24 protein-coding genes are annotated in these 24726 nt (G+C 69.3%); 16 read left to right on the plus strand and 8 right to left on the minus strand.

What is annotated here, in order from left to right; translation table 11 throughout:
* Positions 1 to 26 precede the first annotated feature (26 nt).
* Positions 27 to 1916, plus strand: coding sequence for a MobF family relaxase (gene mobF / locus IG90_RS42790; RefSeq protein ID WP_030592938.1), 1890 nt, complete (start codon positions 27 to 29; stop codon positions 1914 to 1916).
* A 1082-nt stretch (positions 1917 to 2998) separates the two neighbouring features.
* Here mobF and IG90_RS0132830 read toward each other — a convergent pair.
* Positions 2999 to 3427, minus strand: coding sequence for a hypothetical protein (locus IG90_RS0132830; RefSeq protein WP_051860355.1), 429 nt, complete (start codon positions 3425 to 3427; stop codon positions 2999 to 3001).
* A 704-nt stretch (positions 3428 to 4131) separates the two neighbouring features.
* Between IG90_RS0132830 and IG90_RS0132835 the strand changes: the two genes are divergently transcribed.
* From IG90_RS0132835 to IG90_RS0132845, 3 genes are all read left to right on the plus strand, one after another.
* On the plus strand, positions 4132 to 5532 hold the full coding sequence (locus IG90_RS0132835) for a replication-relaxation family protein (RefSeq protein WP_078585491.1): 1401 nt from the start codon (positions 4132 to 4134) through the stop codon (positions 5530 to 5532).
* Between the two features lie 99 nt (positions 5533 to 5631).
* Entirely contained in the window at positions 5632 to 6159 is a 528-nt protein-coding gene (locus tag IG90_RS0132840) for a hypothetical protein (RefSeq protein ID WP_030592947.1), read from the plus strand.
* A gap of 94 nt (positions 6160 to 6253) precedes the next feature.
* The gene (locus tag IG90_RS0132845) at positions 6254 to 6556 is read left to right on the plus strand and encodes a hypothetical protein (RefSeq protein ID WP_030592951.1); all 303 of its coding nucleotides are present in this window, start codon (positions 6254 to 6256) and stop codon (positions 6554 to 6556) included.
* Positions 6557 to 6743: 187 nt separating this feature from the next.
* Here the strand turns inward: IG90_RS0132845 and IG90_RS45010 are convergent, their stop codons facing one another.
* Positions 6744 to 7190, minus strand: coding sequence for a hypothetical protein (locus tag IG90_RS45010; protein ID WP_167345019.1), 447 nt, complete (start codon positions 7188 to 7190; stop codon positions 6744 to 6746).
* Between the two features lie 260 nt (positions 7191 to 7450).
* Between IG90_RS45010 and IG90_RS45015 the strand changes: the two genes are divergently transcribed.
* Complete coding sequence (locus IG90_RS45015) at positions 7451 to 9406, plus strand: FtsK/SpoIIIE domain-containing protein (RefSeq protein ID WP_033894857.1); 1956 nt, start codon at positions 7451 to 7453, stop codon at positions 9404 to 9406.
* Between the two features lie 116 nt (positions 9407 to 9522).
* Entirely contained in the window at positions 9523 to 10347 is an 825-nt protein-coding gene (locus IG90_RS0132860; RefSeq protein WP_030592958.1) for a hypothetical protein, read from the plus strand.
* Positions 10348 to 10522: 175 nt separating this feature from the next.
* Here the strand turns inward: IG90_RS0132860 and IG90_RS0132865 are convergent, their stop codons facing one another.
* A complete protein-coding gene (locus IG90_RS0132865; RefSeq protein WP_030592960.1) occupies positions 10523 to 10855 on the minus strand; it encodes a hypothetical protein in 333 nt (110 codons plus the stop codon).
* A 125-nt stretch (positions 10856 to 10980) separates the two neighbouring features.
* Between IG90_RS0132865 and IG90_RS46360 the strand changes: the two genes are divergently transcribed.
* Together IG90_RS46360 and IG90_RS0132875 are read left to right on the plus strand one after the other, a co-directional pair.
* Positions 10981 to 11577 (plus strand): DUF3072 domain-containing protein, encoded by a 597-nt coding sequence (locus tag IG90_RS46360; protein WP_233436147.1) that lies wholly within the window; start codon positions 10981 to 10983, stop codon positions 11575 to 11577.
* Between the two features lie 774 nt (positions 11578 to 12351).
* Positions 12352 to 12855: a hypothetical protein gene (locus tag IG90_RS0132875; RefSeq protein ID WP_157846371.1), complete on the plus strand. Its 504-nt coding sequence runs from the start codon at positions 12352 to 12354 to the stop codon at positions 12853 to 12855.
* Between the two features lie 97 nt (positions 12856 to 12952).
* Here the strand turns inward: IG90_RS0132875 and IG90_RS46365 are convergent, their stop codons facing one another.
* Positions 12953 to 13216, minus strand: a complete 264-nt coding sequence (locus IG90_RS46365) for a hypothetical protein (protein ID WP_030592966.1) — start codon at positions 13214 to 13216, stop codon at positions 12953 to 12955.
* Between the two features lie 494 nt (positions 13217 to 13710).
* Between IG90_RS46365 and IG90_RS0132885 the strand changes: the two genes are divergently transcribed.
* Positions 13711 to 14130 (plus strand): GFA family protein, encoded by a 420-nt coding sequence (locus IG90_RS0132885; protein ID WP_030592968.1) that lies wholly within the window; start codon positions 13711 to 13713, stop codon positions 14128 to 14130.
* 123 nt (positions 14131 to 14253) lie between these two features.
* Here IG90_RS0132885 and IG90_RS0132890 read toward each other — a convergent pair whose 3' ends face one another.
* Together IG90_RS0132890 and IG90_RS0132895 are read right to left on the minus strand one after the other, a co-directional pair.
* Positions 14254 to 14490, minus strand: a complete 237-nt coding sequence (locus tag IG90_RS0132890) for a DUF397 domain-containing protein (protein WP_030592971.1) — start codon at positions 14488 to 14490, stop codon at positions 14254 to 14256.
* A gap of 98 nt (positions 14491 to 14588) precedes the next feature.
* Positions 14589 to 15257, minus strand: coding sequence for a hypothetical protein (locus IG90_RS0132895; RefSeq protein ID WP_030592974.1), 669 nt, complete (start codon positions 15255 to 15257; stop codon positions 14589 to 14591).
* Between the two features lie 234 nt (positions 15258 to 15491).
* Here IG90_RS0132895 and IG90_RS0132905 point away from each other — a divergent pair, with 234 nt between their 5' ends.
* Positions 15492 to 15986, plus strand: coding sequence for a hypothetical protein (locus IG90_RS0132905; RefSeq protein WP_157846372.1), 495 nt, complete (start codon positions 15492 to 15494; stop codon positions 15984 to 15986).
* Between the two features lie 129 nt (positions 15987 to 16115).
* The gene (locus IG90_RS0132910; protein ID WP_030592980.1) at positions 16116 to 16589 is read left to right on the plus strand and encodes an NUDIX domain-containing protein; all 474 of its coding nucleotides are present in this window, start codon (positions 16116 to 16118) and stop codon (positions 16587 to 16589) included.
* Here the strand turns inward: IG90_RS0132910 and IG90_RS0132915 are convergent.
* On the minus strand, positions 16565 to 17740 hold the full coding sequence (locus tag IG90_RS0132915; protein ID WP_157847098.1) for a phosphoenolpyruvate carboxykinase (ATP): 1176 nt from the start codon (positions 17738 to 17740) through the stop codon (positions 16565 to 16567). The genes IG90_RS0132910 and IG90_RS0132915 overlap by 25 nt on opposite strands.
* Positions 17741 to 17964: 224 nt before the next feature.
* Here IG90_RS0132915 and IG90_RS0132920 point away from each other — a divergent pair, with 224 nt between their 5' ends.
* The 4 genes from IG90_RS0132920 to IG90_RS0132935 are packed head-to-tail and all read left to right on the plus strand — an operon-like array spanning position 17965 to position 22662.
* The gene (locus IG90_RS0132920) at positions 17965 to 19194 is read left to right on the plus strand and encodes a radical SAM protein (protein WP_030592986.1); all 1230 of its coding nucleotides are present in this window, start codon (positions 17965 to 17967) and stop codon (positions 19192 to 19194) included.
* Complete coding sequence (locus IG90_RS0132925; protein WP_078585493.1) at positions 19191 to 20381, plus strand: DegT/DnrJ/EryC1/StrS family aminotransferase; 1191 nt, start codon at positions 19191 to 19193, stop codon at positions 20379 to 20381. Before IG90_RS0132920 ends, IG90_RS0132925 begins: the two co-directional genes overlap by 4 nt.
* Positions 20378 to 21394, plus strand: a complete 1017-nt coding sequence (locus IG90_RS0132930; protein ID WP_030592992.1) for a phosphotransferase — start codon at positions 20378 to 20380, stop codon at positions 21392 to 21394. The genes IG90_RS0132925 and IG90_RS0132930 overlap by 4 nt, the downstream gene beginning before the upstream one ends.
* Positions 21391 to 22662 (plus strand): nucleotide sugar dehydrogenase, encoded by a 1272-nt coding sequence (locus IG90_RS0132935; RefSeq protein WP_033894859.1) that lies wholly within the window; start codon positions 21391 to 21393, stop codon positions 22660 to 22662. Before IG90_RS0132930 ends, IG90_RS0132935 begins: the two co-directional genes overlap by 4 nt.
* Before the next feature lie 541 nt (positions 22663 to 23203).
* Here the strand turns inward: IG90_RS0132935 and IG90_RS0132945 are convergent.
* Positions 23204 to 23767, minus strand: a complete 564-nt coding sequence (locus IG90_RS0132945) for a hypothetical protein (RefSeq protein ID WP_233436148.1) — start codon at positions 23765 to 23767, stop codon at positions 23204 to 23206.
* Positions 23768 to 24173: 406 nt separating this feature from the next.
* On the opposite strand from IG90_RS0132945, the gene IG90_RS0132955 reads away from it, so the two are divergent.
* A complete protein-coding gene (locus tag IG90_RS0132955) occupies positions 24174 to 24701 on the plus strand; it encodes a DUF6879 family protein (protein WP_030593007.1) in 528 nt (175 codons plus the stop codon).
* The last annotated feature ends 25 nt before the right edge of the window (positions 24702 to 24726 follow it).

Here is a 24726-nt window from a genome sequence, read left to right on the forward strand (position 1 = left end):
AGGTCAAAGCCGTGTTCGCTGCCGGGATGCTGAGTGTTGCGAAGGCCCAGAAGCGAAATTCCTGGCGCTACTACGTACGCGGTGTCGCCTTCGGGGACGGCCGTCGTCCGGTCGACCAGTCCCTGAAGGGCTCCCTGGAGAAGGCCGGGCTACCGCCCGGGGTGTGGATGGGACGCGGCCTGGCCGCGCTCGGGCTCACCGCCGGGCAGACGGTGACCGAGCGGCAGATGGAGCTCGTCTTCGGGCAGCTCCGGCACCCGGACGCCGACCGGATCGAGCGCGAGCTCCTGGACGACGGCGCCGACCCGGAGACGGCCCGGCTGGCCACGGTCCTCGGGCAGCCGGTCGAAGACATCGAGCGACGCAAGGTGACCCCCTTGTTCGCGCTGGATTTCACCTTCCGGGCGCAGGCGTCCCTGATCGTGCTGTGGGCGCTGGGAGACGACCACACCCGGCGGGTCATCGAGCGGGCCCACGAGCGGGCCATCGACACCGCACTGCGCTGGCTCGAGGACGAGGTCGCAGAGACCCGGTGGTCCTCTGGCCGTCAGCGCGCGAAGGCACCGGCCCTGGTGATCGCGAAGTGGCGGCACTTCGACAACCGCGACGGCTTTCCTCTGCTCCACGACCACTGTCTGGTCCTCAACCGGGCGCAGCGCCCGGACGGCCCCTGGTACGCGCTGGACACGGTCCGCCTCTACCAGAACGTGGTGGCGGCCGGGACGTTGTACACCCTCACGATGACGACCGAGGTGTGCGAGGAGCTCGGGCTGGCGACCGTGCCCCGGGAGGTGACGCCGGGCCTGCGCCCCGTCATGGAGATAGCCGGCGTCGACCAGGAGCTCATCGACTGGTCCTCCACCCGCCGCGAGCAGATGGTGCCGGTGCTGGAGCGCATCACCGACAAGTACGTCAAGAAGCACAAGCGGCTGCCCGGGGAGCGTGGCCGTAACGGCCTGGGCTGGTGGGCGGCGCAGGACACCCGCCGGGAGAAGAAGAACCCCAAGCCCCTGGAGCAGCTGCGCGCGTGGTGGCGCACCTCCGCGATCCTGCGGTTCGGCGAGGCGATGGTCGACGGGCTGCTGGAGCGGTGCCGTGCGGCCGGGAAGGCGATCCGGGCCCGGGTGGGCCCGGTGGTGGACACCGCGCTCGCCGCCGTCGACGTCGCCGCCATCGTCTACACCGTCCGCAACTCCTTCGCCCGCCGCCACGTCCTGGCCGAAGCGCGCCGTCACCTCATGGAGACCCTGCGCGGCCGTGCGTTCACACGCGGCCTGGACGACTACATCGCCGACGCGGCCCTGTCCCGGCACTCCCGTCAGCTCACCGTGGAGCAGAAGGGCCGCCGGGCCCCATCCCCGGACCGGCTCACCTACACCGCCGACTTCGCCTGGCCGCACCGCTGGTGGATCGCTGGCACCGATGGCAAGCCGCCGCGGGAGTCGTCCCGGTACGAGCGCGCCCGGGTCGCCAGTCTCGCCCTGCAGAACGCCATCCGCGACGCCCGGATCCTTTCCTCCACGCCGGACGGAGCGCCCGCCGCGACGGCATCGGCCACCGCGCGTGCTGACGACCAGAACCACGACCAGGCGGCGCCGCACGCCGTCGACCACCCGGACCGGGACGCCGCCCTCACCCCGGCGCAGCAGGCCGCCGCCGTGCACGTTCATCAGCAGGCCGCGATGCCCGAGGAGTACCTGGAGGGCCGTACGACCGATCCCGCGACGTGGCTGTACACACCGAAGAACCTCGCCCGGCTGGCCGCCTTCACCGTGGCCTCCGAAGCCCGCAGCCGCATCATCGCGGACAGATCGCAGCCGAAGCAGCCAGCCGAGGAAGCGGCCGACCCCGCCCGCCAGCAGCAGCACCACACCACGCAGCCCGATCAGGGCAGGGGGCCGGGCCGGGACCACTGACGGATGCCAACCGGCCAGCGCGTGGACCGAGATCGGGCCCGACGATGCACCGCCCGGAGAGTGGGGCCCATCGTGGGGCGCCACCCAGTGGGAGTGGGCTCCACCGCGGAGCGTCGGGTCGGAGTGGACTCCACCCTGATGTCCATCGGATGAGAGTGGAGCCCACCGTGGCGTGCATCGAGTGGGAGTGGGCTTTACTCCGGTGAGCACTGGCCGGTGGGGGAGTGGCCCCCCGGCATCCGGCGCGCACGCGATGTCAGCGATGTACGACACCGCGCGCGCCGACGGTGTCGCGCACTGCCACCCGCCGCACCGGTGCGCTCCGGGCCACCGCACCGCGCGTGAACGGGAGCATGGATGGTGCGTTCCTACGGTCCGGCCGCGCGCGCACCGATCCCTCGCGCGGCGGCCCGGCGCACCGCCCCGTACGGGTCGATGCGCACAGGGGCGGGACGCCCGCCAGGGCCCTCGACTCTGGTCCTTCGACCAGCTTGCGGGTCCGGACCGGAACGGCGTTCAGTGATGCCGGTCACAGATAATTCGCCTATTCGGTACTGATCAATAGAAATCGATCGCCTTCGTCGGACTGCGGGCAAGGGGGTGTGTGATAGAGGGGCCCGGCTCTCTCTCACGACGGCAACGCCCACCGCCCACCGCCCGGACCGCACCGACCGCCGGGAGCTCCGTCCCTGGATGGCGCGTGCGCACCATCCGGGCCGCGCGCCGACCGCACCGATGGCGCGCGCCGACCGCACCGCGCCGACCGCACCACCGCACCGGTGGCGCGCGCGCCGACCGCACCACCGGTGCGGGAGTGGACGACATCGTGCGGAGCGGACCGCACCCGATGTCCGCCACCGCACCCGATGCGCGACATCGCGGTGGGAGTGCCCTGCATCGTCTCGGGAGTGCACGGCATCGCGATGGAGAGTGCACAGCATCCGATGCCCACTGCCGGGGCCAGGCCGGTGCATCGTTCCTTGACCGGGTCGGAAAGGAGGTGGCATCCGACCGGACCGGGACGGCGCCCGAAGGGGGAGAAGTCTCCGCCCCCTCGGGCGCCGTACGGGCTTCCGCTCGGCTCAGGACGCCACGGCCGCCGGCCGCCGTGCGGCGTCGCCGCGGACGTCGCACAGGAACTGGCTCACCTGGTCAACCTCCTGCATGACCTCGATCAGGAACCCGGCCGCGATCCACGCGGTGTGCGCGCCGCCGCCAGCGAGGCACCAGCGCTTGAGGTACCGGCTCGCCACCGCCACCAGCTTGTCCATGACGTACGCGGACTCGCAGTCGGCGTGTTCGGCGGGCACGGCGGTGATGTAGTCGGCCAGCAGCAGCGCGCCGAACTCACCGATCAGCCGCGCCAGCTCGGGTCCGTCGGCGTGGAACGCCGCGAGCGCGGCCTTCTCCTCCTCGCTGCCCTGCTCCTGCCAGACCAGCTCCACGTAGTCGGCGGCCCTCCGGATCTGCTCCGGGGCGAGCTGGGGCAGCTTCGGCGACGTCGTCTCCATGACGATTCCCTCTCCGTACGGGCCGGGCGCCTGCTGCGCCCGGCCTGCTGGTCATAGCCTCGGAGCGTGGGCCTGTGGACAGAGGACGGAGCCGACACCGGGGGCTCTGCCTGTGGTGTCGGTCACGGATGAATCGTCAAGGGCAAGGCGTTTCCAGGGCATAGGGGGCGCCGATCGGTGCTGAGCGTCAGACGGCGGTCAAGGGGTGATCGAGCAGGGTGGCATCGGTCCCGCACGCGAGACAGATGCGCGTGGGACGGATGAACCGCTGCCGACCCCGGCCCGGCCGGGAGGAACGAGGTCCTCGTGCCCGCACCCGCCCCTGCGCTGTCCCCGGCAGCCCCTTCCCGCACCGGTGCTGGCAGGGCACGATGGAGCCCTGCACACCGCGAGAGCGCCGCCCCGTGGGAGGCGCCCGCGACCGGCCCGCAGAGGTGGGCGAGCCCCGGTGAGCTCCTGCCACCGCCGCTTGCGTTCCCACTTCCGAAGCCACTTCCGTGCCCGACACCTGACCATTCGGCATATCCCCTTGTCAGAGCCGGCTTTCGCACCCGCCCCGGATTGTCACAACCCTCTTCTCTACTCCTGAACCTGAAAGGAAAGGCAGGGGAGGAGATCATCGGGTCCGGGGGGCCGCCGCCCGTGACGACACGGAACACGCCCCCGGCCGCTGTGCGGTCGCGGCTGCGGGGAGGGCGAGCCTGATGGCGGGGAAGAGGAAGACGAACGAGGCGGGATCGACCAACGACCTGCGCGCAGACGTGCTGTCCGTGCTCGGGGTGCTCAAGGTCGCGACCGCCGATCAGATACAGCGCCTGGCCTCGCCGCACCTGAGCTACCGCCACACCCTCAAGAAGACCCCGGCTCAGCGGAAGGAAGCGCGGACCGCGTCCCATCGCGGGGCGGCGAACGATCTGCGCCGTCACGGCCTGCTCATCGACGGCGGCCGCACCCGCGGCAACGAGGAAGTCCGCATCCTCACCGCGGCCGGGCTGGCCGCCGCCAGCCTCGACCTGGACCGTGAGTCGGAGGAGATGGGCGGCATGCCCAAGAGCGCCGGCCGCTCCGGCGCTTCCCACCCGATGACAGTGAACGAGACGGTCATCGCGCTGATCCGCCCGAAGCCCGACCTCGACCTGCTCGTCGGGCAGCCGGCCGAAGCGGTCGCCGCCGCGCAGGCCGCCGTCGACGCCCCGGACGGGATCGGCACCCTCACCTCGTACGCCACCGAGGTCGCGCTCCCGGTAAAGGGCACCTGGAAGAACCCAGCGATCGGCAGCGCGCGGGCCGACGTCGTCCTGACCGCCCCGGAGGCCGGGGTGCCGCTGCTGTTCATCGAGGCCGACAACTGCACCGAGGAAGCCGTCCTCATCGCCCGGAAGTTCGACAAGTACATGCGGTTCTTCCGCCGGCAGGAGAAGGACACCGACGGCAAAGAGAAGCCGATGTGGCGCACCCGCTGGTCCGCACCCGAGTGGGAGGAGTACGAGCGGGTGCACCCGCCGGTCCTGCTCGTCTTCCACCAGGGCGGCAAGCGCTCCGCGAAGAATCAGATGGAAAGGGTCGCCGACCTGACCCGCCCCCACTGGCAGGGCCGGTGGTACAGCGAGGCCGGCTACCACTCCTACGACGGCTGCATCCCCATCGTGGCGACCACCCTGGAGCGGCTGCGCGAGCACGGCCCGGCCGGGCCCGCGTTCTGGCGCTTCGGCCGCGACCGCCTGGAGCTGCTGCGGGACGCGATCGGCAACCGCCGCCGGGACACCTACCTCGCCCGCCGCCGCCAGGCCGCCAGAGAAAAGGAGCGGCGCCGCGAGGAAGAGCAAGCCGCGGCGCGGGAGGCGCGGCGTCCGGTGTGCGCGGACTGCGGGGCGAAGTTCACCGACGAGCGGTGGAGAGCGGTCGGGTACACCCGCAACCCTGAGTCGCACAAGCACCTGTGCGAGGACTGCCAGAGCCGGGCCGTCGCAGCGGAGCAGCAAGCGAAAGCCGACGAACGTGAGCGCCAGGAGCAGCTTCGTCGGCAGGCGGAGGAAGCCGCAGCCCGGGAGGCGGCCGAAGCGGAGGCGAAGAAGAACCGCGGCCTGTTCGGCCGCCGCCGGTAGTCGGCGCGCGAGCCGACGGCCGGAGGACGTCTTGTCCGCTACCGGGCCGGGACGGAAAGATCAGATGCGGACCATCCACGACCGAGGGGGAAGAACACGGTGAGCAACAAGCTGCTGGCACCGGACGGCTGGCTCGTACTGGGGCTGCCCTGGCCGGAGCAGACCCAAGATGGCTGGGGCGAGTGCGCGGTGGCCATCGCCCCGACGATGATCCCCCGCCACCTCGTCAGCAAGGGCGCCGGCATCGCGCTCGATCTCGCCACCGGCCTGGCCCGCGACCCGAAGGACGGGCCGGGCAAAGCGGTCTTCTTCTCCGACGTCACCCTCTGGCTCGACAAGCAGGGCAAGGACTGGGCGGACTTCGGAGCCGACTACGAAGCCGTCATCGACGAACTCGTCAAGGCACCGGTCCCGCAGCTCTACATGACGCTCGTGCAGAAGGCCCACGCCATCCTGTGCGACGCCAGCCGCGACGGGGTGCGCCTGTACTACCCGGGCGGCGACGTCGAACACGTCACCCCGCAGGTACGCGCCGACGTCCACGCCGCCATCACCACCAGCCTGGAACGGGACTGGCCGCCCTACATCCAGGGCCTCATCGACCGCGGCGCCCTCCAGACCCAGTAGTCGCGCCGCACACGCCACGGGCCCGGTCTCCGCCCAGGCCGGGCCCGCCGCTGTCCCCGGCCGCGCTGTCGGTGGCGGCTGGGAGGCTGGTCGGATGAACGCCGATGACGAGCAGCTGCTGAGAGGCCGGGTGTACGGCCACGACCACGACGCCCCCAACCCGGGCCCGCTCCCGCATCAGACATACGCCGTTCTCGTGGGTGGGCCGCTGGACGGACTGCTGCTCGACATCACCGGCTGGCGGCCGGAGGAGATAGAGGACGGTGTCGCTCTGACGACCGAGCTGGGGCGGTGGCCCGGCGGCCGGGCCCTGTACGACCCGCTCCCCGGCGAGCCGCGCCCGCCGGGCGGCCCGGGTGTGGTGTGCCGCTTCCACTACTCCGGCGACGCGCCCTGACCCACGCGGGTCAGCAGTCGCCGATGCGGCGCCGGCGGAAGCGGCTCGGTGGGGACCTGGTCGTAGTCGACGCCGTCGACCGGCCGCACGTGCTCGGGCGGCCATTGCCTCGTACTGCTTCGCGTGATCTGCCCCGGAGCGAGCCGGGTCGATGGACGACGCGCAAGCGTGGGGCGGGAGCGAGGCGCTACGACATGCTGCTGTAGTCCTGCGGCGCCTTGCGCAGGATCGCGACCATTTGTTCCTGGGTGAGCGAGCGGTGCACCGGAGCGGAGCAGCTGGCGATCTTCTGGAACAGGACTTCGGCCGGGATCGGGGGAACGTTCGCGAAGAGCGGGTGGTGGTCTGCCCCGGCGCCCTCGCTGAACTCCCGGTGCAGGAGCCAGATGGCCTCGGCAAACATGGGGTAGTTGCTTTCGTGCTTGGCCCAGAGGCATTTCAGCGACTCGAAGCCGGTGTCGCGCTTCACGAAGCCCCACCAGTACGACATTTCGGCGGTCTTGTCCTCGAACTTGTCGTCGCTCTGGAACTGAGTCCAGTCGTTGAGGATCTCCCAGCGCAGTGCGTTGACGATCACTCCGCTCGGTGCGTCGGTCTGCGCCATGTCGGACACGAACCCTTCATCAAAGGACATCCAGCCACCGTAGCCACTTCGTGAGTTGGCGACTCCCGATCCGTGACCTCCGCCGGTTCGGAACGCGAAGAATTTCAGGACCGCGCGATGCCTGACAGGTCAGGGCGTCACAACTTGCCCCTTTTCGGGATGGTTTTATCTCCGGGTTCGCGGTCTTTATCCACAGGTGAACCTTTCTAAGTTCTGGTCTGAGCGTTGGTGTCCGCTTTGCGCGACACCGTCACGCCCGCACGCACAACCAGGACGAAGGGCGGACAGCCGTGGCGCAGACGAAGTTCGACAAGCAGGTGGAAGAGACCGCCGAAGCAGTGGCGTTCGGCATCGGCCGGTTCCTGGCCGGCCGCCCCGTGGATGGGGAGCGGAAGACGGACGCGACGTTCTGGCGCAAGGGCACCCGCGTTCTGCCGAAGGTCGAAGGCAAGGTGTCCCGCTCTTCCTACCGGGCCGGGTGGCAGCGCCTGACCTTCCGCGTCAGTGGCCTGGCCGCGACGGGCGGGACCGGCTACTGGGCGCTGTGGGAGAACCAGGACTCCACCTTCGCCACCGCCCGCGACATCTGGGAGAACCCCGACCCCGCTTTGGCGACGCTGGAGAGCGGCGGCATCGCCGCCGCTTCGGCCGCGGCGGCCGGCGGCGTCGCCTACGGGCTGCTGACCCGCAAGCGCCGCGAGTTCATGCGCGAGTGGGTGACCCCGCTGCACGAGGCGCTCGCCGTGCCGCTGGGCATCTCCGAGCTGACCGACCCGCGCCGCTACCTCCACGTCCCCAGGGACTTCTCCGACGACGACGCGCAGATACGCATCGACGTGCCCACCCACATGAGGTTCAACGAGGACCTGGTCGCCGACCTCATCGTCAAGAAGCTCGCCCTGGAGAACGTCTCCTTCACCTGGCGCCGGGCGGGCAACGACACCCACGTCATCGTCAAGAAGCGCAAGATCCCGCCCAAGCTGCTGAGCCTGTCGGATCCCGGGGTGCGCGAGATCCTCGCGAGGATGCCCGAGTCCGCGCCGCTGATCGGTCTGGGCTCGGGCAAGAAGAAGGTCTCCGTCGACCTGGACCACGACTCCCCCCACGTCCTGATCTCCGCAGGCACCGGCGGCGGCAAGTCGACCATCCTGCGCTGCATCACCTGCCAGTTCATCCACAACGGCGCGCTCGCCTTCGTCCTGGACTTCAAGCGGATCTCCCACACCTGGGCCCGTGGCGTGCCCGGCGTCACCTACTGCCGCGACATCGGCGAGATCCACGACGCCCTGGTCCGCCTCGCCCAGGAAGGCCGGCGCCGACTCAGCCTCGCGGAGGACCTGGCCGACGACGTCCTCGAGAAGGAGCCGTGGCGGGTCGGTCCGAGGATCGTGATCCTCCTCGAAGAGGTCAACGCGACCATGGCGCAGCTCAAGCGGTACTGGGCGAAGATCCGCGAGAGCGGCGATTCGAAGACGTCCCCGGCCGTCGACGCGCTCGCCGAGATCCTCTTCATGGGCCGCCAGGTCCGCCTGCACGTGCTCCTGGTCGCCCAGTCCGCGACCGCCAACGCCGTCGGCGGCCCGGCGATGCGCGAGAACTTCTCCACCCGCATCCTGGTCCGCTACACCCTCAACGCGTGGCGCATGCTCGTGCCCGAAGTCAGTCCCATCCCGATGGCGAGCGACCACCACGGCCGCGTCCAAGTTGTCACCCGCGGCCGCGCGCAGGAGACGCAGGTCCTGAACCTGTCCAACGCGGAGGCCCGCGAGTGGGCGATGTCCGGCGTCCACGCCCAGGGCAAGACCGGCCCCACCCTGCACAAGACGCCGACCCCGGCCGCGGACCTGCTCACCGACGCCTGGAACACCAGCGCCCCCGAGCTCCCGCCCGCGCCCACCACTGATCCGGCCGCCGACCGGGACTTCCTCGCCGACGCCTGGAGCCTCACCCCGCCGACCCCGGCCCCTGCGGTCGGCCCCAGCGACGCCACGGTGCCGCCGTCGGTGAACCCGGCCCCGGCCCCGGCACCCGACCCGGATGAAGCGGTGGTCGGCCTGCGCGAGGCGTATGAGAACCACCTGTCGGACATCGTCGCCAGCCTCAAGGCGCTGCGCTGGGCCCGCCAGAACGACCCGGACTTCCCCGGCCCGGTCGACAAGCGCGGTGCCGAATTCCTCTACCGCGTCGGCGACCTCAAGAAGTGGGCCCGCAACCGGCCCCGCGCCCACGCCACCGACCCCGGCTGACCGTCCCGGCCCGCCGATGCCCGCGAACCGGCCCTGTCCGGTCCGCACGACACGATCCCCCCGCCTGGAAGAACACCCGGTTCACCAGGCACAGCACAGAAAAGGAACACCGCACCATGACGAAGAAGACCACCACCACGACCGCGACGCTGCGCCTGACCGACCCGGGCGTCCGCGAGCAGCTGGAAGCGCTGCCCGTCTCCCTGGTCCTGCTCGGCTTCACCACCGACGACGGACAGCCGGTCTGCGTCGACCTGGACACCGAAGGACCGCACGTCCTGGTCTGCACCGGCACCGGCGGCGGCGCCACGACCATCCTGCGCACCCTGACCGCCCAGCTCCTGCACCGCGGCTCCCACGCCCTGGTCCTCGACCTCAAGCGGGCCTCGCAGCACTGGGCCAGCGGCCTTCCCGGCGTCACCTACTGCCGCGACACCGCCGACATCCACGACGCACTGACCGGCCTGCAGGCCGAACTCCAGCACCGGCTCGCCCTCATCGACCAGCATGGCGACGTCGACGACCTGCCGCGCCTGACGGTGGTGTTCGAGGCCGCCGACGCCACCCTGCACCAGCTGGCCCGCTACTGGGACACCATCCGCGAGAAGGGAGACCCCAAGACGTCCCCGGCCGTCGACGCCCTCGAGTACGCGCTCTATGCCGGACCCCAGGCCCGCATCCACATCCTGGTCAGCACCCAGCTCGCCAAGGGCGTCCTCGGCGCGGGACGCGAGAACTTCTCCACCAAGGTCCTGGGACGGGTGACCACCCGCACCTGGCAGCACCTCGCCCCGGAGATCCACCCCACCCCGGAGCCCAACACCCACCCGGGCCACGTCCACGTCGTACAGGGCGGAAACGCCCACCCGACACAGGCGCTGCTCCTGACCGACACCGAAGCCGCCGACAGGGTGGCCGCCACCGGGACCGAAGAGGACTGACCGACCCGGGTCGGACACACCATGGGCCCCGGGGAGGATCAGCCACGGCACCCCGGGGCCCGGCGTGATGGAATCGTTCGGGTCAACGACGCGCCCAGCCGCAGCGTCATGGACCGCGCCGCGCGGCATCGGCCAGGGCCTTCACGGACGGGGTTCGAGTGAGGCGGGTGTCGAGTCACTCGGTGTCAGGATCGGTGTCGCTCGGGTGGACTCCGGTGATCTCCCACTCCAGCATCCGCATCCGTTCGACCTCCCGGCGTGCGAAGGCGACCAGCCCGGCGTCGAACTCGTGGTCGGGGCCGATGTCCGCGGCATTGAAGTAGGCGTCGATTCGGCTCGTGTCCCCGGTGGTGACGAAGTGTCGGCACGCGAGCCCGTACTTGATCCGGGCGGCGCTGATGTCAGGAAGGTGTGCGATCAGCGCCAGTGCGGCGTCATCGTCGTCCAGGTGGGCCGGAGCGCGGGTCAGGTAGAAGGCGCCGAGGTCCTGCTCGTAAAGGTGATTCACACGCGGTTCAACGCCGGAACGGGCCCGAAGGCCACCACCCATTCGGCACCTCCTGCCCGCCGTAGATCCTCGCTGGGTTGACGGTGGGCTGTTCCGCCGGGGCCAAGGGTGGGAGACTGCCGGCCGTGTCTGGGTTCGCGAGAGATCCGAAGTACTACGGCGACCGGCTCGTCTACGAGCCGCTGGAGCGAAAGTGGGCCGGGTACCACGCCCGGCACTGCGGGTGCGGCCAGGACTGGCTCGAAGCCCATGCCGTCCCGGCCGGGTTCACGGTGATCCCGCGGGGCAAGACCGGCTACTACGGGCTCGTCGGCCCAGGTCTGACCGAAGGCGTCGACGAGGAGAAGCTGACGGCAGACGCACTGTGGGAGGCGGTGACCGGCAAGCCGGGCACCCAGACCTGGTTCGAGGGCGTGCAGATCACCTGCCGCAGCCCGGAATCGGAGGCGGCCCGCAAGGAGCACTACAAGCAGATCTACGCCCCTGCGCAGGAACGGCGGAAACAGGCGAAGACCGAGCCGGCCACCGAGGCACAGGTGAAGTACCTGACCACGCTCGCGGAGAAGGTCGGCAAGGAGCGGTTCGACGCCGAGTTCACCAAGGTGATCAAGGGCAGCGACATCGCCCCGCGCGCTCCCCGGCAGCGATGCGCGACGGCCGCGAAGCGACTGACCAAAGCCAGAGCCCGCAAGCTCATCACCGCCCTGGTCGGCCACGACTAATCCGCTCCAGGCCCCGACGTTGTCGTCGTCCAGCGCCGACGCTTCTGGGTTGCGCAGTGGGCGCAGGACGTCGGCGGCTGGGGTGGACGTTGGCGAGCTTGCGCCGCGATCTCGCCGACAGCTGCCGCGACATCCGCCCATCCTTCCGACGGCCGGCCCCGGGCGGTCCGAAGCCTGAGCCGAGCCGGGTCGGCAGCCATTACACACATCGGGGGCGCGCTGACGGAGAGCTGACCGAAGCTTTCAACCAGCTCCCCGAACTGCCCTCGGGCAGCGGTCCCTGCGAGCCTCGGACCTTGCCGAAGCCCAGTAGCGGATCGGCAGGGACGCGGTGTGCTGCCGGTATGGGACCGGCAGCACACCGCAGGTCACTTTGACTTGGACGCACGCTGACGCCACGCCCGCACAAAGGCCCCGAGACCTCCGATCACGGCAGCCGCGACAAGGTCCGCGGGAAGCTCGGCCACAAGCCCATGAGCTGCGACAACCATCAGATTATGCACGGGATCAATCTCCTTCTCCGGCACCCGGCGGGCGCCCTGGAAGGACTCTTCATCAGGTCTTGGGGTCCCGAGCCAGTCCTGTCTGGGCACCTCCAGGCCCGGGACACCAGTTGCGTAGGGTCGGCCACCTGCCAGGTAGCCCTGTACAGTTCTGGATAGTTCTGGATACCTGATGGGGAGTGAAGCGATGGGACGGCCGGGCATTCTGAGGAAGCCTCAGATCGACGTGGGACCGCTGAGGGATCTCATTTACAGCCTTCACGACCTGCACATGTCGGTGGGACGCCCCAGCCTCTCCAAGATCTCCAAGATCTCGGGGACGCCGAAGGAGCCCGGTTACCTGAGCACCAGCACGATGAGCTACGTGCTGTCGGAGCCCCGGCTGCCGGACTCCGAAACGATGCAGCGACTGATCGCCCTGCTCGTAGAGCTCGCCCCCGCAGGCCGCAAACTGGACTTGGACGAGACCACCAGGCGTTTCCTCGACCTGTGGGAGAAGGCCGCGAGGGCGGAGGACCAGCCGCTGCCCAGCCCGCGGGTCCAGGCGCTCAGAAAAACGGGCAACGCCCACCTGCACCTCGCCAACGAGTACCAGAAGGCCGAGTGCATGGAGAAGACGGTGTTCTCAAAGAACACCGTCGCCAACCAGTGGGACTACATCGCCAGACTGGCCGGCGAACTCCTCGGCGAGGACCACCCTGATGCGGTCGAGGCCCGCGAGCGTGCCGAGGATCGGGAGGAGCAGCCCCGCCCGACCGGCGGCCAGCTCCGCTGAGCTAGGGGACCTCACCGCCCTGGTCGGTCACGAGTAATCCGCTCCAGGCCCACCAGATTCGGGCCACAGCACCGGGCCCGCGTTGACGGCGAGATGATCAGGGCACGTCGCCCTCCCACACCCACGGACCGCCAGGACGACTGAAAGTCGGCGCGTAAGAGGCCCGGCCCCCCGGCCCGAACGCACTGTGAGGGGTGATCAAGTACGCGCCGGTAGTGATCTCCTCTTCCGTCCAGCCGGAGACATCGAGCAACTGCCCGTCCAGCGGCCCACCGGTCAACTCGCGGTAGTCGCGACCGGGCTGCGGCCCGCACTCCGAATCATCACGCTCACTGCCATACACCCTCGGTACCTGTGACATCCGACCAGTCTGAAGTGACGCTGCACCCACCAGGACGGAATCGGCGCGACTTCACCGGGAAGAGCCCACGCAGCTTTTGCCGGCGCGGGTCAGCATCTGGGGCAGCGCACGGGGCCGGAGGCATAGCGCACATCCGTTCGGCGGTGCGCCGTCCTACGGGGCCGCCCGGGTTGCCCAACCAGTTGCTCAGCCGGTTGCCCTTCAGGTTGCGCAACCAGGTGCCCAGCCGGTTGCGCAGCGAGTTGCCCAGAGCGTTGGGCCAGGGACCGGTGCGCCCCAGGTCAACAGGGGTGGGTCAGCAGGTATCAGGTGCCGACACCTCTCTCTATTGAGAGAGGTCTTTTATTCGGTAGGGCACAGCACTGCCGGGCCCCGGGGCGCGACTGCCGTCCAGAGCGGGCAGCGGCGTCGCGGCCTGTTGCTGCCTGCAGTAATGGGCAGGGGCTGTCAGACTGATGGGCTCAACTCGCCTATATTGCTGCGGAGATCACCTGATGAACGCCACCCCCAAGGGAGCCGAAGAGCGCACTGGCGGATGCCTGTGTGGTCGGATCCGCTTCACCGCCACGGGCCAAGCGACATACCCGCACACATGCCATTGCAGCCATTGTGTGAAGCTCGGTGGGGCCCCGGTGATGTGGTGGGTCGGCTTCGAGCGGGTCACGTGGACGGGCAAGGGCGGTGAGCCGACCTGGTTCGAGACGTTCCCGGGCAAGGCCAAGCGCGGATTCTGCGGCGCATGCGGCACCAGAGTCGCGGCGGTCGACTGCGACGTCCCGGAGATTGGCATCAACGTCCCGGCCCTCGACGACACCAGCGGCGCAGACCTCACACCGGTCAACGCTTCCTTCCGCGAGAACGCGGTGCACTGGATGCCCCCGGTGTCCGATACTCAGCGCAGCCCCATTGGCTGATACCCGGACAGCTCACCGCTCCAGCTGCCGACGGTGGGCTGGTTATGGCGCCGGTCGTGCTCTTCTCATGGAGGCGGCCGGCCCCGTGGACTTGGGACCGGCCGACGCTCAGGGACTACGGGTTCAGCCGCGGCGGAGCTCCCCGCGGACGATGCCACCGACGAAGGCGTCGTACTCGGAGTCCGTGAACAGGTGCGGCGCCTTGTCGGGGTTCTTCGAGTCGCGCAGCGCCACGACGCCTTGATCGAGGAAGGCGACCTGGACGCAGTTTGTCCCGCCGCTGCTTTCGCTGCTGGTCTGCCACTGGGCGTCACGCAACTGGGACTCGACCCAGGCGGAGTCGAGTTCGTTCTTGTTCATTCAAGATCCTTGGCAATAGTGGCGAGAAGCGGCAACGACGCCTTCTGGGAGAGCGTCAGAGTTAAGCAGGTCACTCGTGGGCCCCAGCAGGGCGTGGGTCAGCGGTTGTTGCGGTAGGCGATGATCCCGCCGGCGACCAGGCCACGACCGCGAGCGGTCCTGAATTCCTCCAGGCGCTTGGCGTCGGTGTACTGCTGCGGTGTGCTGCCGGGTGGTGTGCGCACTCCGAGTTGCGGGCCGTAGAAGCACACCACGTACCCGTGATGCAGGGCGGCTGAGTACCAGTCGGGTGAGGCGGGGACGGTGATGCGGGAGTAGACACCGCCGTCGGGGGAGCGCAGTTCGATCCGGTTGTCGGCCAGCCGGTGCAGAGCCCAGCCAGGGATGGTCCGCAGATCGGCGAAGCCGCGAGGGAAGCGCCGCAGTCCGGCGGAGATCGCGCCTTCCACCTGGATCTCCGAGGTCTCGCCGCCGGGCAGACGGGACATCATCGCGCGTTCCGGCTCGAACAGGGCCACCGGCATCGGGTCCTCCCCGTCATCGGTCTCCACAGTGCCGGTGTCCGGGTTGATGCCGGTGGCGACCTGGCCGAGCCCGAGCGCGGGAGTGTCCATGTAGAGCAGCCGACCGTGGTCATCGACGTGGTCGCTCAGCGCCGCGCCCGCCGCCAGGATCTCCGCCTGGCCGACCACACGGTCGTCGATCCGGAACCGTTCCTGCCCGCCGCCCTTGTCACGCCGCGGCTTCTTCGCCTTGGACCGACCCATCGTGAACCCCCTTCGTAGTTGATCGGCCCCAGACTCAGACAGGTCACGCGAGCGCCACAAGGGCGCATTGAGGCATTCGCGGCACCTCACCGGTGGAAGACGGATGGAACTGATCAAGGCAGAAGGTGACTCCAGTGAGTTCATGCTCAGCACGGCCTCGGTGTTGCAGAATGCCCGCCGGTGAGCAGCGGTAGGCGGGAGGATGACGCTATGAACTCGTTATCCGAACCCGTGATGCAGCTGATACGCGCGGCCCTGCAGCCCCTGGCGTCACCAGCACGTGTCCGCGCTGACGACCCGGTGTGCCGCGTAGTGCTCACGGCAGTGAACGCTGATCTGGAGGCCGGCGGAATTGACCACGTCACTCAGCTCGTCACCGGCGCCGGGATGGCGGCGTCAGGTCTTACCTTCTGGCTCGCGAAGGAGCGCGAGGTAGAGGTGGAAGCCCTGATGTCCCAGCTCACGGTCGGGCTCCCGGAAGGAATCCCGGAGCGCGATGTGGTGAAGATGATCGAGACGATGCTCACCGGACCGCCCGGCGTGAAGCAGACCGCAGCCTTCCTGGCCCGCCTGTTCGACGAGGACGAGGAGCAGTACTACGACCTCATCGTCGCCCTCGGCCGCTACTCCGCCTCGTGCATCGGCATGTTGAGCGCTCTTGGTATCAGTAGCGAGGAAGACACCCTCGAAGACCTCGACGACACCCTGCAGGACTTCTACGCCAGCTGAATGCCACCTGGCTCCGGGTCGTCGTTGGCGGTGAGGTGATCAGGGTGTGTCGCCTTCCGCAGCACCATCGGCTAACAGGCTGTGGCACGGCGGGCGGTGTCCTTTCCCTGTCGGCCCTACGATGTAGCGGTGACTGAAGCTGCGGATGGCCGTGCTCCGTTCCAGGTACTGGTGCTGCCCTACCGGGAGGTGGAGGGGGATCTGCAGTTTGCCCTGTTCCGCCGCTCGGACGGCGCGTACTGGCAGGGTGTGGCCGGTGGCGGAGAGGCCGGCGAGTCTCCTTTGCTGGCCGCCCGGCGTGAGGCTGCCGAGGAGGCGGGCCTGGACGGCGACTTCGAGTTCGTCGAACTCGACGCGCGGGCGACGATTCCGGTGGTGCACGTCACCGGTGAGTTCACCTGGGGCCCGGACGTGCTGGTGATTCCTGAGTTCACGTTCGGAGTCCGTGTCGATACTTCTGAGCTGACGCTGTCGGACGAGCACACCGAGTACGGCTGGTTCGATTTCGACGCGGCGGTGAAGGCCGTGCAGTGGGACTCCAACCGATCGGCGCTGTGGGAGCTCGATCACCGTCTGCGTCACGGCAAGGTGCGCTCTGCCTGAGCGAGGAGGCCGGCCATTCCCGCAGTGAGTATCGGTGCGGCATCGTCCCCAGGGCTGAAGGCGGCCGCCGGTACACCAGCGGCGCATCGCTGAAGCCGCTGGTGGTGCGAATGGCCATGGTCCCGGTGGAGGCGGGAGTGTTCGTGAGGGTCGTCGAGCAGTCCGTCGGCCAGGTACGCGGCGTGCAGCGCGGCGACGCGTTCCTCCAGCGCGAGAGGGCGCCAGGCCGAATGGCCCGGCCCGCGGTATGCGACATCGACGAACGTGACCAGAGGCCCGCCCTCCGACTGGGAGACGGCGAAGGCCTCGGCAACACGTTGCGCCGTTAGATATGTCCGGCCTTCCCTGCTGTCCGCATCACGGGCAGCGCCGCTGTTCTGAGACACGGCTGCTGCCGGTGCCGCTCGGCTCAGCGCGGGGAAGAGACGGAGGGCCGGTCCGCGCAGGCCGACGGCTGTCGGCAGCGCGCGGACTTCCACCCTGCCGGCGGTTTCGGGGCTGAGGAAGACCTTGTCGTTGGCGACGAACGAGGCTGGACGGATGGCGTCGTCCAGCAGGCGCAGCATGGCCGTAGTCTTGCCGCCGCCCTGCCCACCGAGGAGGATCACCGCACCTGCCGTCGTGGTGACGCAGGCCGCGTGGAGAGGTACCCAGCCAGCGGCGAGCAGCGTGCGGGCGGCTATCGCCCGGACCATCCGCAGCAGTACCTTCTGCGAAGCGGAGTCCGCGCCCGGCAGGATCACGTAAGTGGTCCGGGGATTGTCGTCGCTCCAGAGCAGATGGCCAAAGCGCCGCCCGGGAGGAGAACCGGCTGACTTGCGGACCAGGTGGATTCCCTTGTGGACCAGGTGCGGCTCGCTGTGACGAGGACTCCCGCCGGCCGTGGTGATTACGTGCCCGACGCGCCGGGCCAGTGCCGTGTCGGAAACGACGACCTTGATCTCCTGCGAGGGGACGCCGTCCACCGTGTCGGAGGCCCGAAGGTACGGGGTGAGCGCCGCCACCAGCTGTGCCAGGGGCGGAGGGGGCGCGCAGTGCAGGTGCAGGTGCACTGGTCCACCGGACAGGACCGTGGCAGGTGCGGGGGCCAGGCCGGTACATGCGTCGACGACCTCCTTCAGCAGTGCGGCCGGCATCGGGGTTGAGGTCATGGGGACACGATGCCGGACCCCAGTCCGCTGGGGAACTGGGCGTCGGGGAGAGCTTGTTGGCGGTAGCGGAAACCTGTGCGAGTGACGGCCGTGCCTGCTTATAGTCATTGCTCCGCCACTGTGCGTGGCGGTGATCGGGAGGGGTGGGAGTCATGGGAGAGCAGGCGGCATCGTTACAGGGGGCTTTCCGGACTGATCTTCCGGGGCGTTTCAACGAGTTGGATGTGCTCAGGCGGCAGTGGCCGCTGTTCGCCGCGACGGTGGAGGGGCAGGTGCTGCCGCCGTACGAGGTGCTGATCCACCCTTCCAGCGGCTGCAATCTCCGCTGCCAGTGGTGCATCGGGGATCACGTGCCGCTGGAGATATGGGACGACGAGCGGGACATGCTCACGCTCGTGGACGCCTCGAAGGAGGCCCCGGACCGGCTCCCGGACACGCTCGGCTCACCCGTAGCGATGATGAAGCTCGTGCGCGACATCGTCGGGTACCGCAAGACCGGCAGCTACCGTTCCGGCGGCACGGACCACACCCGGGAGTTCCGGGTCCATAATGTGTCCTTTTCCGGCCTGATCGGCGAACCGCTGATCTCCCGCGCGGCACTCATGCCCGCCATCAGCTACCTCATCGACAACGACGTACGCGTTGGCATCTTCACCAACGGCGAGCTGATGGACAACAAGGTCATCGATGTCCTGGTCCACTCCGGCTACGTCCACGTGAGCCTGGACGCGGCAACCGGGCCCACGTACGCGGCACTCAAGTTCCGCGGCCACAAGGCGGGAGCGGTGAAGTTCGAGCGGGCGGTGGAGAACCTGCGGGCGCTGGCGGCCCGGCGCCGGCAGGAGCGGACGGATCTGGAGATCAGCGTCTCGTTCATCCTGTACCCGGAGAACTACCACGAGGTCTACGACATGGCCGTCCTGGCCCGCGACGCCGGAGCGGACCGGCTCCGCCTCAAGCGGGACATCTCCGGCGACAAGCTGCTCGACCCCGCCCAGGTGGCCCACGCGAACGAGCTGATCGCCCGCATCCGTGACGAGGTCGTCGACGAGAACTTCGAGCTGATCGAGGTCCACAAACTCGACTACGAGGCCGAACTGCCACGCCAGTTCTCGGTCTGCTCCATCACCGACATGTTCGCCGCGGTCGGCTCGGACGGGCACCTGTACCCGTGCAACTACCACCCCCGCCCCGGCGGAGCCAGCTACGGATCCGCCGTGGACACCTCATTCGCCGAAGTCTGGGAAGGCGCCGTACGCGCCCGCGTGCGGGGTGACCTGCCCGCGATCTGTCCCAAGGTGTGCGACCCGTTCAAGAACCGGTCCAACACCATGCTCCAGATCGGCAAGACCATCATCGCCACGCACGGTCTTGACCACCTCGAACGCGACGTCAACCAGCTCATCGACGCCCGCGCCTACGAGTCGGCTCACGGCCGCGAGCACCAGGGATGACCCTGCCCTCCCCGCCGCCCCAGCCAGCCTCCCCGGCCGTCTGGCCCGGGGAGCCGGGCATGGGCGGCTGGTACACCGAGGCCGAACACGCCGCGCTCGCCCAGGTGCTGGCCGAGATGCCGTCCTGGACCGACCAGTACACCCGCCGCCACCAGGAAGAGTTCGAGAAGGCGTTCGCCGCCTACACCGGCGCCGGCTTCGCGGTCAGCGTCAACAGCGGCGGCGTCGCCCTCGACCTGGCCATGACCTGCCTGGACGCCGAACCCGGGGCCGAAGTCATCTCCTGCGCGATCAACTTCCCCGGCACCCACCTCGCCGTCCTCGGCGCCGGGTTCCGCCTGGTCCTGGCCGAACCCGACCCGCACACCCTCAACCTCGACCCGGACGAGATCGCCCGGCGCATGACCCCGCGTACGACTGCTGTTCTGGTCACGCACATGAACGGGCAGCCCGCCGACCTCGTGGCCATCGAATCCGAGACCACCAGCCGGGCTGCAGCGCTCGGAATCGGGCCGCCCCGGATCGTTGTCGACGCCGCCCGCGCCGCCGGCGCGACCACCCCGCTGGGCCCGGTCGGCAGCGGCGGCTGGCTGACTATGTTCAGCTTCCACCGCAAGAAGCTGATGACCACCCTCGGCGAGGGCGGCATGCTCACCACTGACTGCGAGGCCACCGCCCACCGCATCCGGCAGCTGCGGTCCTTCGGCCTGGGACAGACTCTGGGCTCAAGTCACCGGATGACCGAATTTCAGGCCGCCGTCGGCAGCGTCCAGCTGAAGCGCCTGGACACCATGAACGACCAGCGCATCGCCCTCGCCCGCGAACGCACCCGGCTCCTGACCGGCACCCCCGGCCTGCACACCCCCGGCGAACGGGCGGGCTACCGCCACGTCTACTACCTCTACAACGTCCTGCTGGATGCCGCCCTCCCCGCCGGGACCCGCGACCGCCTCCGGGACGCGCTGCGCGAGGAACACGCGATCGGCACGGTCATCGCCAACCCGCCCACCTACCGGGTCCACCCGCTGATCGCGAAGGCCACGGCCGGCCAATGGCCGCTTCCCGTGGCCGAAGACGTCGCCAGCCGGCTGCTGTGCCCCGCCCTGCATCCGCTGATGAGCCCCGAAGACAACACCCGTACCGCCGAAGCCCTCACCACCTGGCTGCGTACCGCGGGCGCCGCGTGAACGCACCCGCCGCGATCCTCGCCCGCTATCCGCAGCTTCCCCACAGCGGGCAAGTCATCACCAGACTTCCCGCCGGGACCAATACCGCCCCCTGGCTCATCAGCACCACGCACGGCCGATATGTACTGCGCCGCCTGCCCGAGTACTTCACCCCGGAACGAGCCCGGTTCACCGCCGCCGCCCACGACCACGCGGCCCGCACCAGTGGCCTCGCCCCCGCCGTCCTGTCCAACAACGACGGCCACCTCACGACCGAGCACGGAACGCACCACTACCTACTGACCCGCCACGCCGCCGGAAACCATCCCCACACCGACGCGGCCACACCAAGCCAATGCCACGATCTCGGCACCGTCCTCGGCCGGATCCACCAGCACCTGCGCGAACTCCCGGTGCCTGCCACAGCTCCCCGCCAGGCCATACCCGCAGACCCCACCGCCGGTATCCGAGCGGCAGCAGCAGCCCACGCCGGTCCTGACTGCTCTCACCGACACGCCCGTCGCCTCCTGGCGGCCAAACTCCGTCGTGCTCAGGCCCTGACCACCGCCGACCTCGACGAACTGCGGTCCCTGCCCCAGGCGCTGATCCACGGCGACTTCCACCCCGGCAACGTCCTCGTCCTCGATGACAACCGCATCAGCGCGGTCCTCGACTTCGACCTCGCCCGGCTCGCCCCACCCGCCTACGAACTCCTGCGCGCTCTGCTCTACTGCACACAGCCGGCCGGACCGCCCACCGTGTACGCACCGCGCGTCATCGCCTTCCTCACCGGATACCTCGACGTAGCCCCGCTGAGCCACCGTGAGCTGACGACCATGACAGCGCTGTACGAAACCACCCAGCTCCTGGACACCTACGGCCTCGCCGTCTGCGACAGCGCCCCGCCCGCACTGCTCAGCTTCGGCCACGCCCGGTTCGCCCTCCTGTACTGGCTCCGCCGCAACGCCCGCACCCTCACCGGCCTCGCCCTGCAAGCCCATCACCACCCCACCGCCTCGAAAGGCACCCGATGACCACAGCCACCGGCCGCCACCGCGGACCCGTCGCCGTCATCGGACTCGGCTACGCGGGACTGCCACTCGCGGTCAACGCCGCGACCGCCGGCTACGACGTACGGGGCCTGGACACCGACCCCCTGCGCGTCGGCCAGATCACCCAGGGCGTCCCTCCCGTCGAGACCGTCACCACACCCGACCTCGCGGCGGTCCGGCACCGTCTGCGCGCCACCACCGATCCAGCCTGCCTGACCGCCTGCGACACGGTCATCCTGTGCGTCCCCACCCCGCTGGACAGCCACGGGCGCCCCGATCTCGGCCCCCTCACCAGCGCCACCACCACGGTCCGCGACCACCTCCGCGCCGGGCAGCTGGTGATCGTGGAGTCCACCACCTACCCGGGAACCACAGACGGACCGGTCCGCGAGATCCTCCAGCAGACCGGCCTCACCGCGGGCATCGACTTCGCGCTGGCGTACTCACCCGAACGTATCGACCCCGGGAACACCGCCTACAACCTGGCCAACACTCCCAAGCTCACCGGCGGCCTCACCGACCGGTGCCTGGACCGCGCCGCCGCGTTCTACACCTCGCTCGGGGCGCCGGTCCACCGCACGCGAAGCACCCGCGAGGCCGAGGCGGCGAAGATCCTTGAGAACACCTACCGCCAGGTCAACATTGCGCTGGTCAACGAATTCGCCCAGCTGTGCCACCACATGGGCATCGACGTCTGGGACACCCTCGCCGCCGCCGCGACGAAACCCTTCGGATACACCCCGTTCCGGCCCGGGCCGGGAGTCGGAGGCCACTGCATTCCCGCCGACCCCATGTATTTGGTCCACCGGGCCGGCGAAATGGGCCTGCCGTTCCACCTCGCGCAGACCGCGCAACAGATCAATCTCGGCATGCCCCTGTGGATCGCCGACCGTATCTGCAAGCACCTCGACGACAGCGGCACCCGCCCCACCGACGCCGACGTCCTGCTGCTCGGCGTCACGTACAAGCCGGACGTCGCCGACATCCGCAACACACCGGCCCTGCCTCTCATCCGGGAACTCCATGCCCGGGGCGTGCCGGTCCGGTTCCATGATCCGTACGTACCCGAACTGGACACCGGGACTGCGACGCTGCGACGGGCAGAGGACCTGCCGAAGGCGCTGACGAGCGCCACGCTCACTGTCCTGCTGCAACGGCACCGGACATACAGCGCCAGGACGCTCGCCGGCTCACGAAGACTGTTCGACACCACCGGCCCCGCGCACGGCACCGAGAGTTTCGCCCTGTAGGCACACTGACATTTCTCGTGCAGGGCAAGCCAGGACCGCCACAACAAACCTGAGCGTCATGCCCGGCTAGCCGCAGGCCGGGCGCGTTCTATACGAGGTTGTGCCGACGGCTCGGCGCTGCGTCCAAGAGGCCCAGTACGCGCTCCGGGGCGTGCAACAAGCCAGCGTGAGCCGCGAACAGGCGAGCCCGTCCGAGGTAGTCGCTGCCTTCTTGGCCGTGGGCTGAGCCGACCGCTCGAGCGAAGTCATAGGCGACCCCGGGTTCACCCCAGGTAGGAAGCGGGCGACGATAGCTTCCTTGAGTTCCTGAATGAGGCTGTAGGCGAGGCCCTGCCGTTCCTCGGACGCCTCGGTCCCTTCGTTCCTGTGCTCGAGGTCCTCGATGACGTCAAGAAGCTCTGACGGCAAGTGGCCATCGAGGTTGAGGGCGCCGGGGACTGGGAGGGTCTGGATGTCGGTGATGACGTGTGGGCGGACAGCCAAGACGACCCGGGGCCATCCCCTCGGGGCCGCACCGTTCAACGAGGCTGCTGCCCCGCCGTCATGCGGTGGCTGGCTGTGGTGCCGCTAGCACCCCGGCGACCTTCCGGGCCAGCTCCGCGACGTGAGGTGGCAGGTAGCTGTCCAGCGCGTCGACGTCGTCGCACAGCCGGGCTCGCAGCCCGTGCAGACATGCCTCGGTGAACAGCCGCTGCTCATCGGCCTCGGCCATCAGCCCGCCCTGCGTATACCCCTGACCGCACGAGAAACTCCTCTGCGCGTCCTGGTCGTCCTTGGGAGGAAGCGGCGTGCCGAGCATCCCGGCGACCTCGTACCGGTCCGCATCCCTCGGGCCGGTCGCCCGGCTGCGCTGCTGCCGGGTCTGGAGATACGAGGCGAGGGTGTCCATGGCCATGCCAGTGCGCTGGCAGTACGCGGCGATCAGCATGGACGCCATGTCCATCGTGTCGGAGGCATCCGTGGCGCGGATCAGCGTCATGCGTTTCCAGTCGCGCGCGATGTCCGGCTCGGTGTACCGCAGCACCTCCTGGCAGTTCATGACCACTTCGGAAACGAGGTGGTGAACCATCTGCCGCAAGGGTTCGGGCATCGGGGTGTGTTCCATGGTCGCAAGGTAGAGGAACTGCATCCCGGGACACCGTAGTCGCGGCGCTCGCACACCCGGACGGACCAGAAGCTGTCACCCTGACCGCCGACCAGCACGGCGGCGAGAGCTCTTGACGTTGACTCCGGCCTGCGGGACTGTCGTTGCGCAACTACACGCAACTGGCTTTCTTTGGAGGCGGTTATGGCGTTACTTTTCTTCGGTACGGACCCGAACTCGGGCGGGGGGAACTGCCCTGCGGTGTGGGTGGACACCGACGCTGCTGAGGGGCCGGAACTCGTATTCCAGGGCAAGGCCGCCGACGCGGTGACCCGGGCTGCTTGCAGTCAGGACAGTCCGCCGGCGGATGACGAGGCGGCCATCCGTATCTCGGTCCGGATGGCGGATCAGATCAGGAAGGCGTGTGATGCCGCAGAAGCCGCCGGCCCTCAGCTTTGAGGACCTGCTCGACTCCGCCCGACAGCACGCCCTGCACCTGGAGCTGCGCGACGTCTATGCCGTGGGGGAGGAGCGAGAGGTCTACGACGCGTTCCTGCGGGACGGGAGCGTGCCCTCGGACGACTCGGAGTACTGGAGTGGCTGGCTGCCGCTGGTGGAGCGGACCGTGGGCCGCGGGGTGAAGGTCCTGCGGGCCAGGGTCGTGTCCGAGCCCGTCACCGACTACATCCGCTTCGAGCACGCCATCACCGACGCCAACCTCCGTGCCGGAGAGGACGTCCGCTGGCTGCCCCGCCGCCGCGCCTCCACCCTCTCCCTGCCCGGCAACGACTTCTGGCTCATTGACGACCAGGTCGTGCGGTTCAACGTCTTCTCCGGTGACGGCGAGGCCCTGGAGCCCGACCACACCGACGATCCCAGCGCGGTAGAGCTGTGCGTGGAGGCGTTCCGCTCGGTGTGGGACCTGGCCACCCCGCACGCCGAATACCGCATCTGACCCACGCACACCCAAGGGCCACGCA

Source organism: Streptomyces anulatus (genome assembly GCF_000721175.1).
Taxonomy (GTDB): Bacteria; Actinomycetota; Actinomycetes; order Streptomycetales; family Streptomycetaceae; genus Streptomyces; species Streptomyces anulatus_C.

Excerpts from the sequence above, each read along its gene's own strand:
- mobF (WP_030592938.1), top strand. The coding sequence starts at position 27 with ATGCTGAGTGTTGCGAAGGCCCAGAAGCGAAATTCCTGGCGCTACTAC.
- IG90_RS0132830 (WP_051860355.1), bottom strand. The coding sequence starts at position 3,427 with ATGGAGACGACGTCGCCGAAGCTGCCCCAGCTCGCCCCGGAGCAGATC.
- IG90_RS0132835 (WP_078585491.1), top strand. The coding sequence starts at position 4,132 with ATGGCGGGGAAGAGGAAGACGAACGAGGCGGGATCGACCAACGACCTG.
- IG90_RS0132845 (WP_030592951.1), top strand. The coding sequence starts at position 6,254 with ATGAACGCCGATGACGAGCAGCTGCTGAGAGGCCGGGTGTACGGCCAC.
- IG90_RS45010 (WP_167345019.1), bottom strand. The coding sequence starts at position 7,190 with ATGTCCTTTGATGAAGGGTTCGTGTCCGACATGGCGCAGACCGACGCA.
- IG90_RS0132860 (WP_030592958.1), top strand. The coding sequence starts at position 9,523 with ATGACGAAGAAGACCACCACCACGACCGCGACGCTGCGCCTGACCGAC.
- IG90_RS0132875 (WP_157846371.1), top strand. The coding sequence starts at position 12,352 with ATGTCGGTGGGACGCCCCAGCCTCTCCAAGATCTCCAAGATCTCGGGG.
- IG90_RS46365 (WP_030592966.1), bottom strand. The coding sequence starts at position 13,216 with ATGTCACAGGTACCGAGGGTGTATGGCAGTGAGCGTGATGATTCGGAG.
- IG90_RS0132885 (WP_030592968.1), top strand. The coding sequence starts at position 13,711 with ATGAACGCCACCCCCAAGGGAGCCGAAGAGCGCACTGGCGGATGCCTG.
- IG90_RS0132890 (WP_030592971.1), bottom strand. The coding sequence starts at position 14,490 with ATGAACAAGAACGAACTCGACTCCGCCTGGGTCGAGTCCCAGTTGCGT.
- IG90_RS0132895 (WP_030592974.1), bottom strand. The coding sequence starts at position 15,257 with ATGGGTCGGTCCAAGGCGAAGAAGCCGCGGCGTGACAAGGGCGGCGGG.
- IG90_RS0132905 (WP_157846372.1), top strand. The coding sequence starts at position 15,492 with ATGCAGCTGATACGCGCGGCCCTGCAGCCCCTGGCGTCACCAGCACGT.
- IG90_RS0132915 (WP_157847098.1), bottom strand. The coding sequence starts at position 17,740 with ATGACCTCAACCCCGATGCCGGCCGCACTGCTGAAGGAGGTCGTCGAC.
- IG90_RS0132925 (WP_078585493.1), top strand. The coding sequence starts at position 19,191 with ATGACCCTGCCCTCCCCGCCGCCCCAGCCAGCCTCCCCGGCCGTCTGG.
- IG90_RS0132935 (WP_033894859.1), top strand. The coding sequence starts at position 21,391 with ATGACCACAGCCACCGGCCGCCACCGCGGACCCGTCGCCGTCATCGGA.
- IG90_RS0132945 (WP_233436148.1), bottom strand. The coding sequence starts at position 23,767 with ATGGAACACACCCCGATGCCCGAACCCTTGCGGCAGATGGTTCACCAC.
- IG90_RS0132955 (WP_030593007.1), top strand. The coding sequence starts at position 24,174 with ATGCCGCAGAAGCCGCCGGCCCTCAGCTTTGAGGACCTGCTCGACTCC.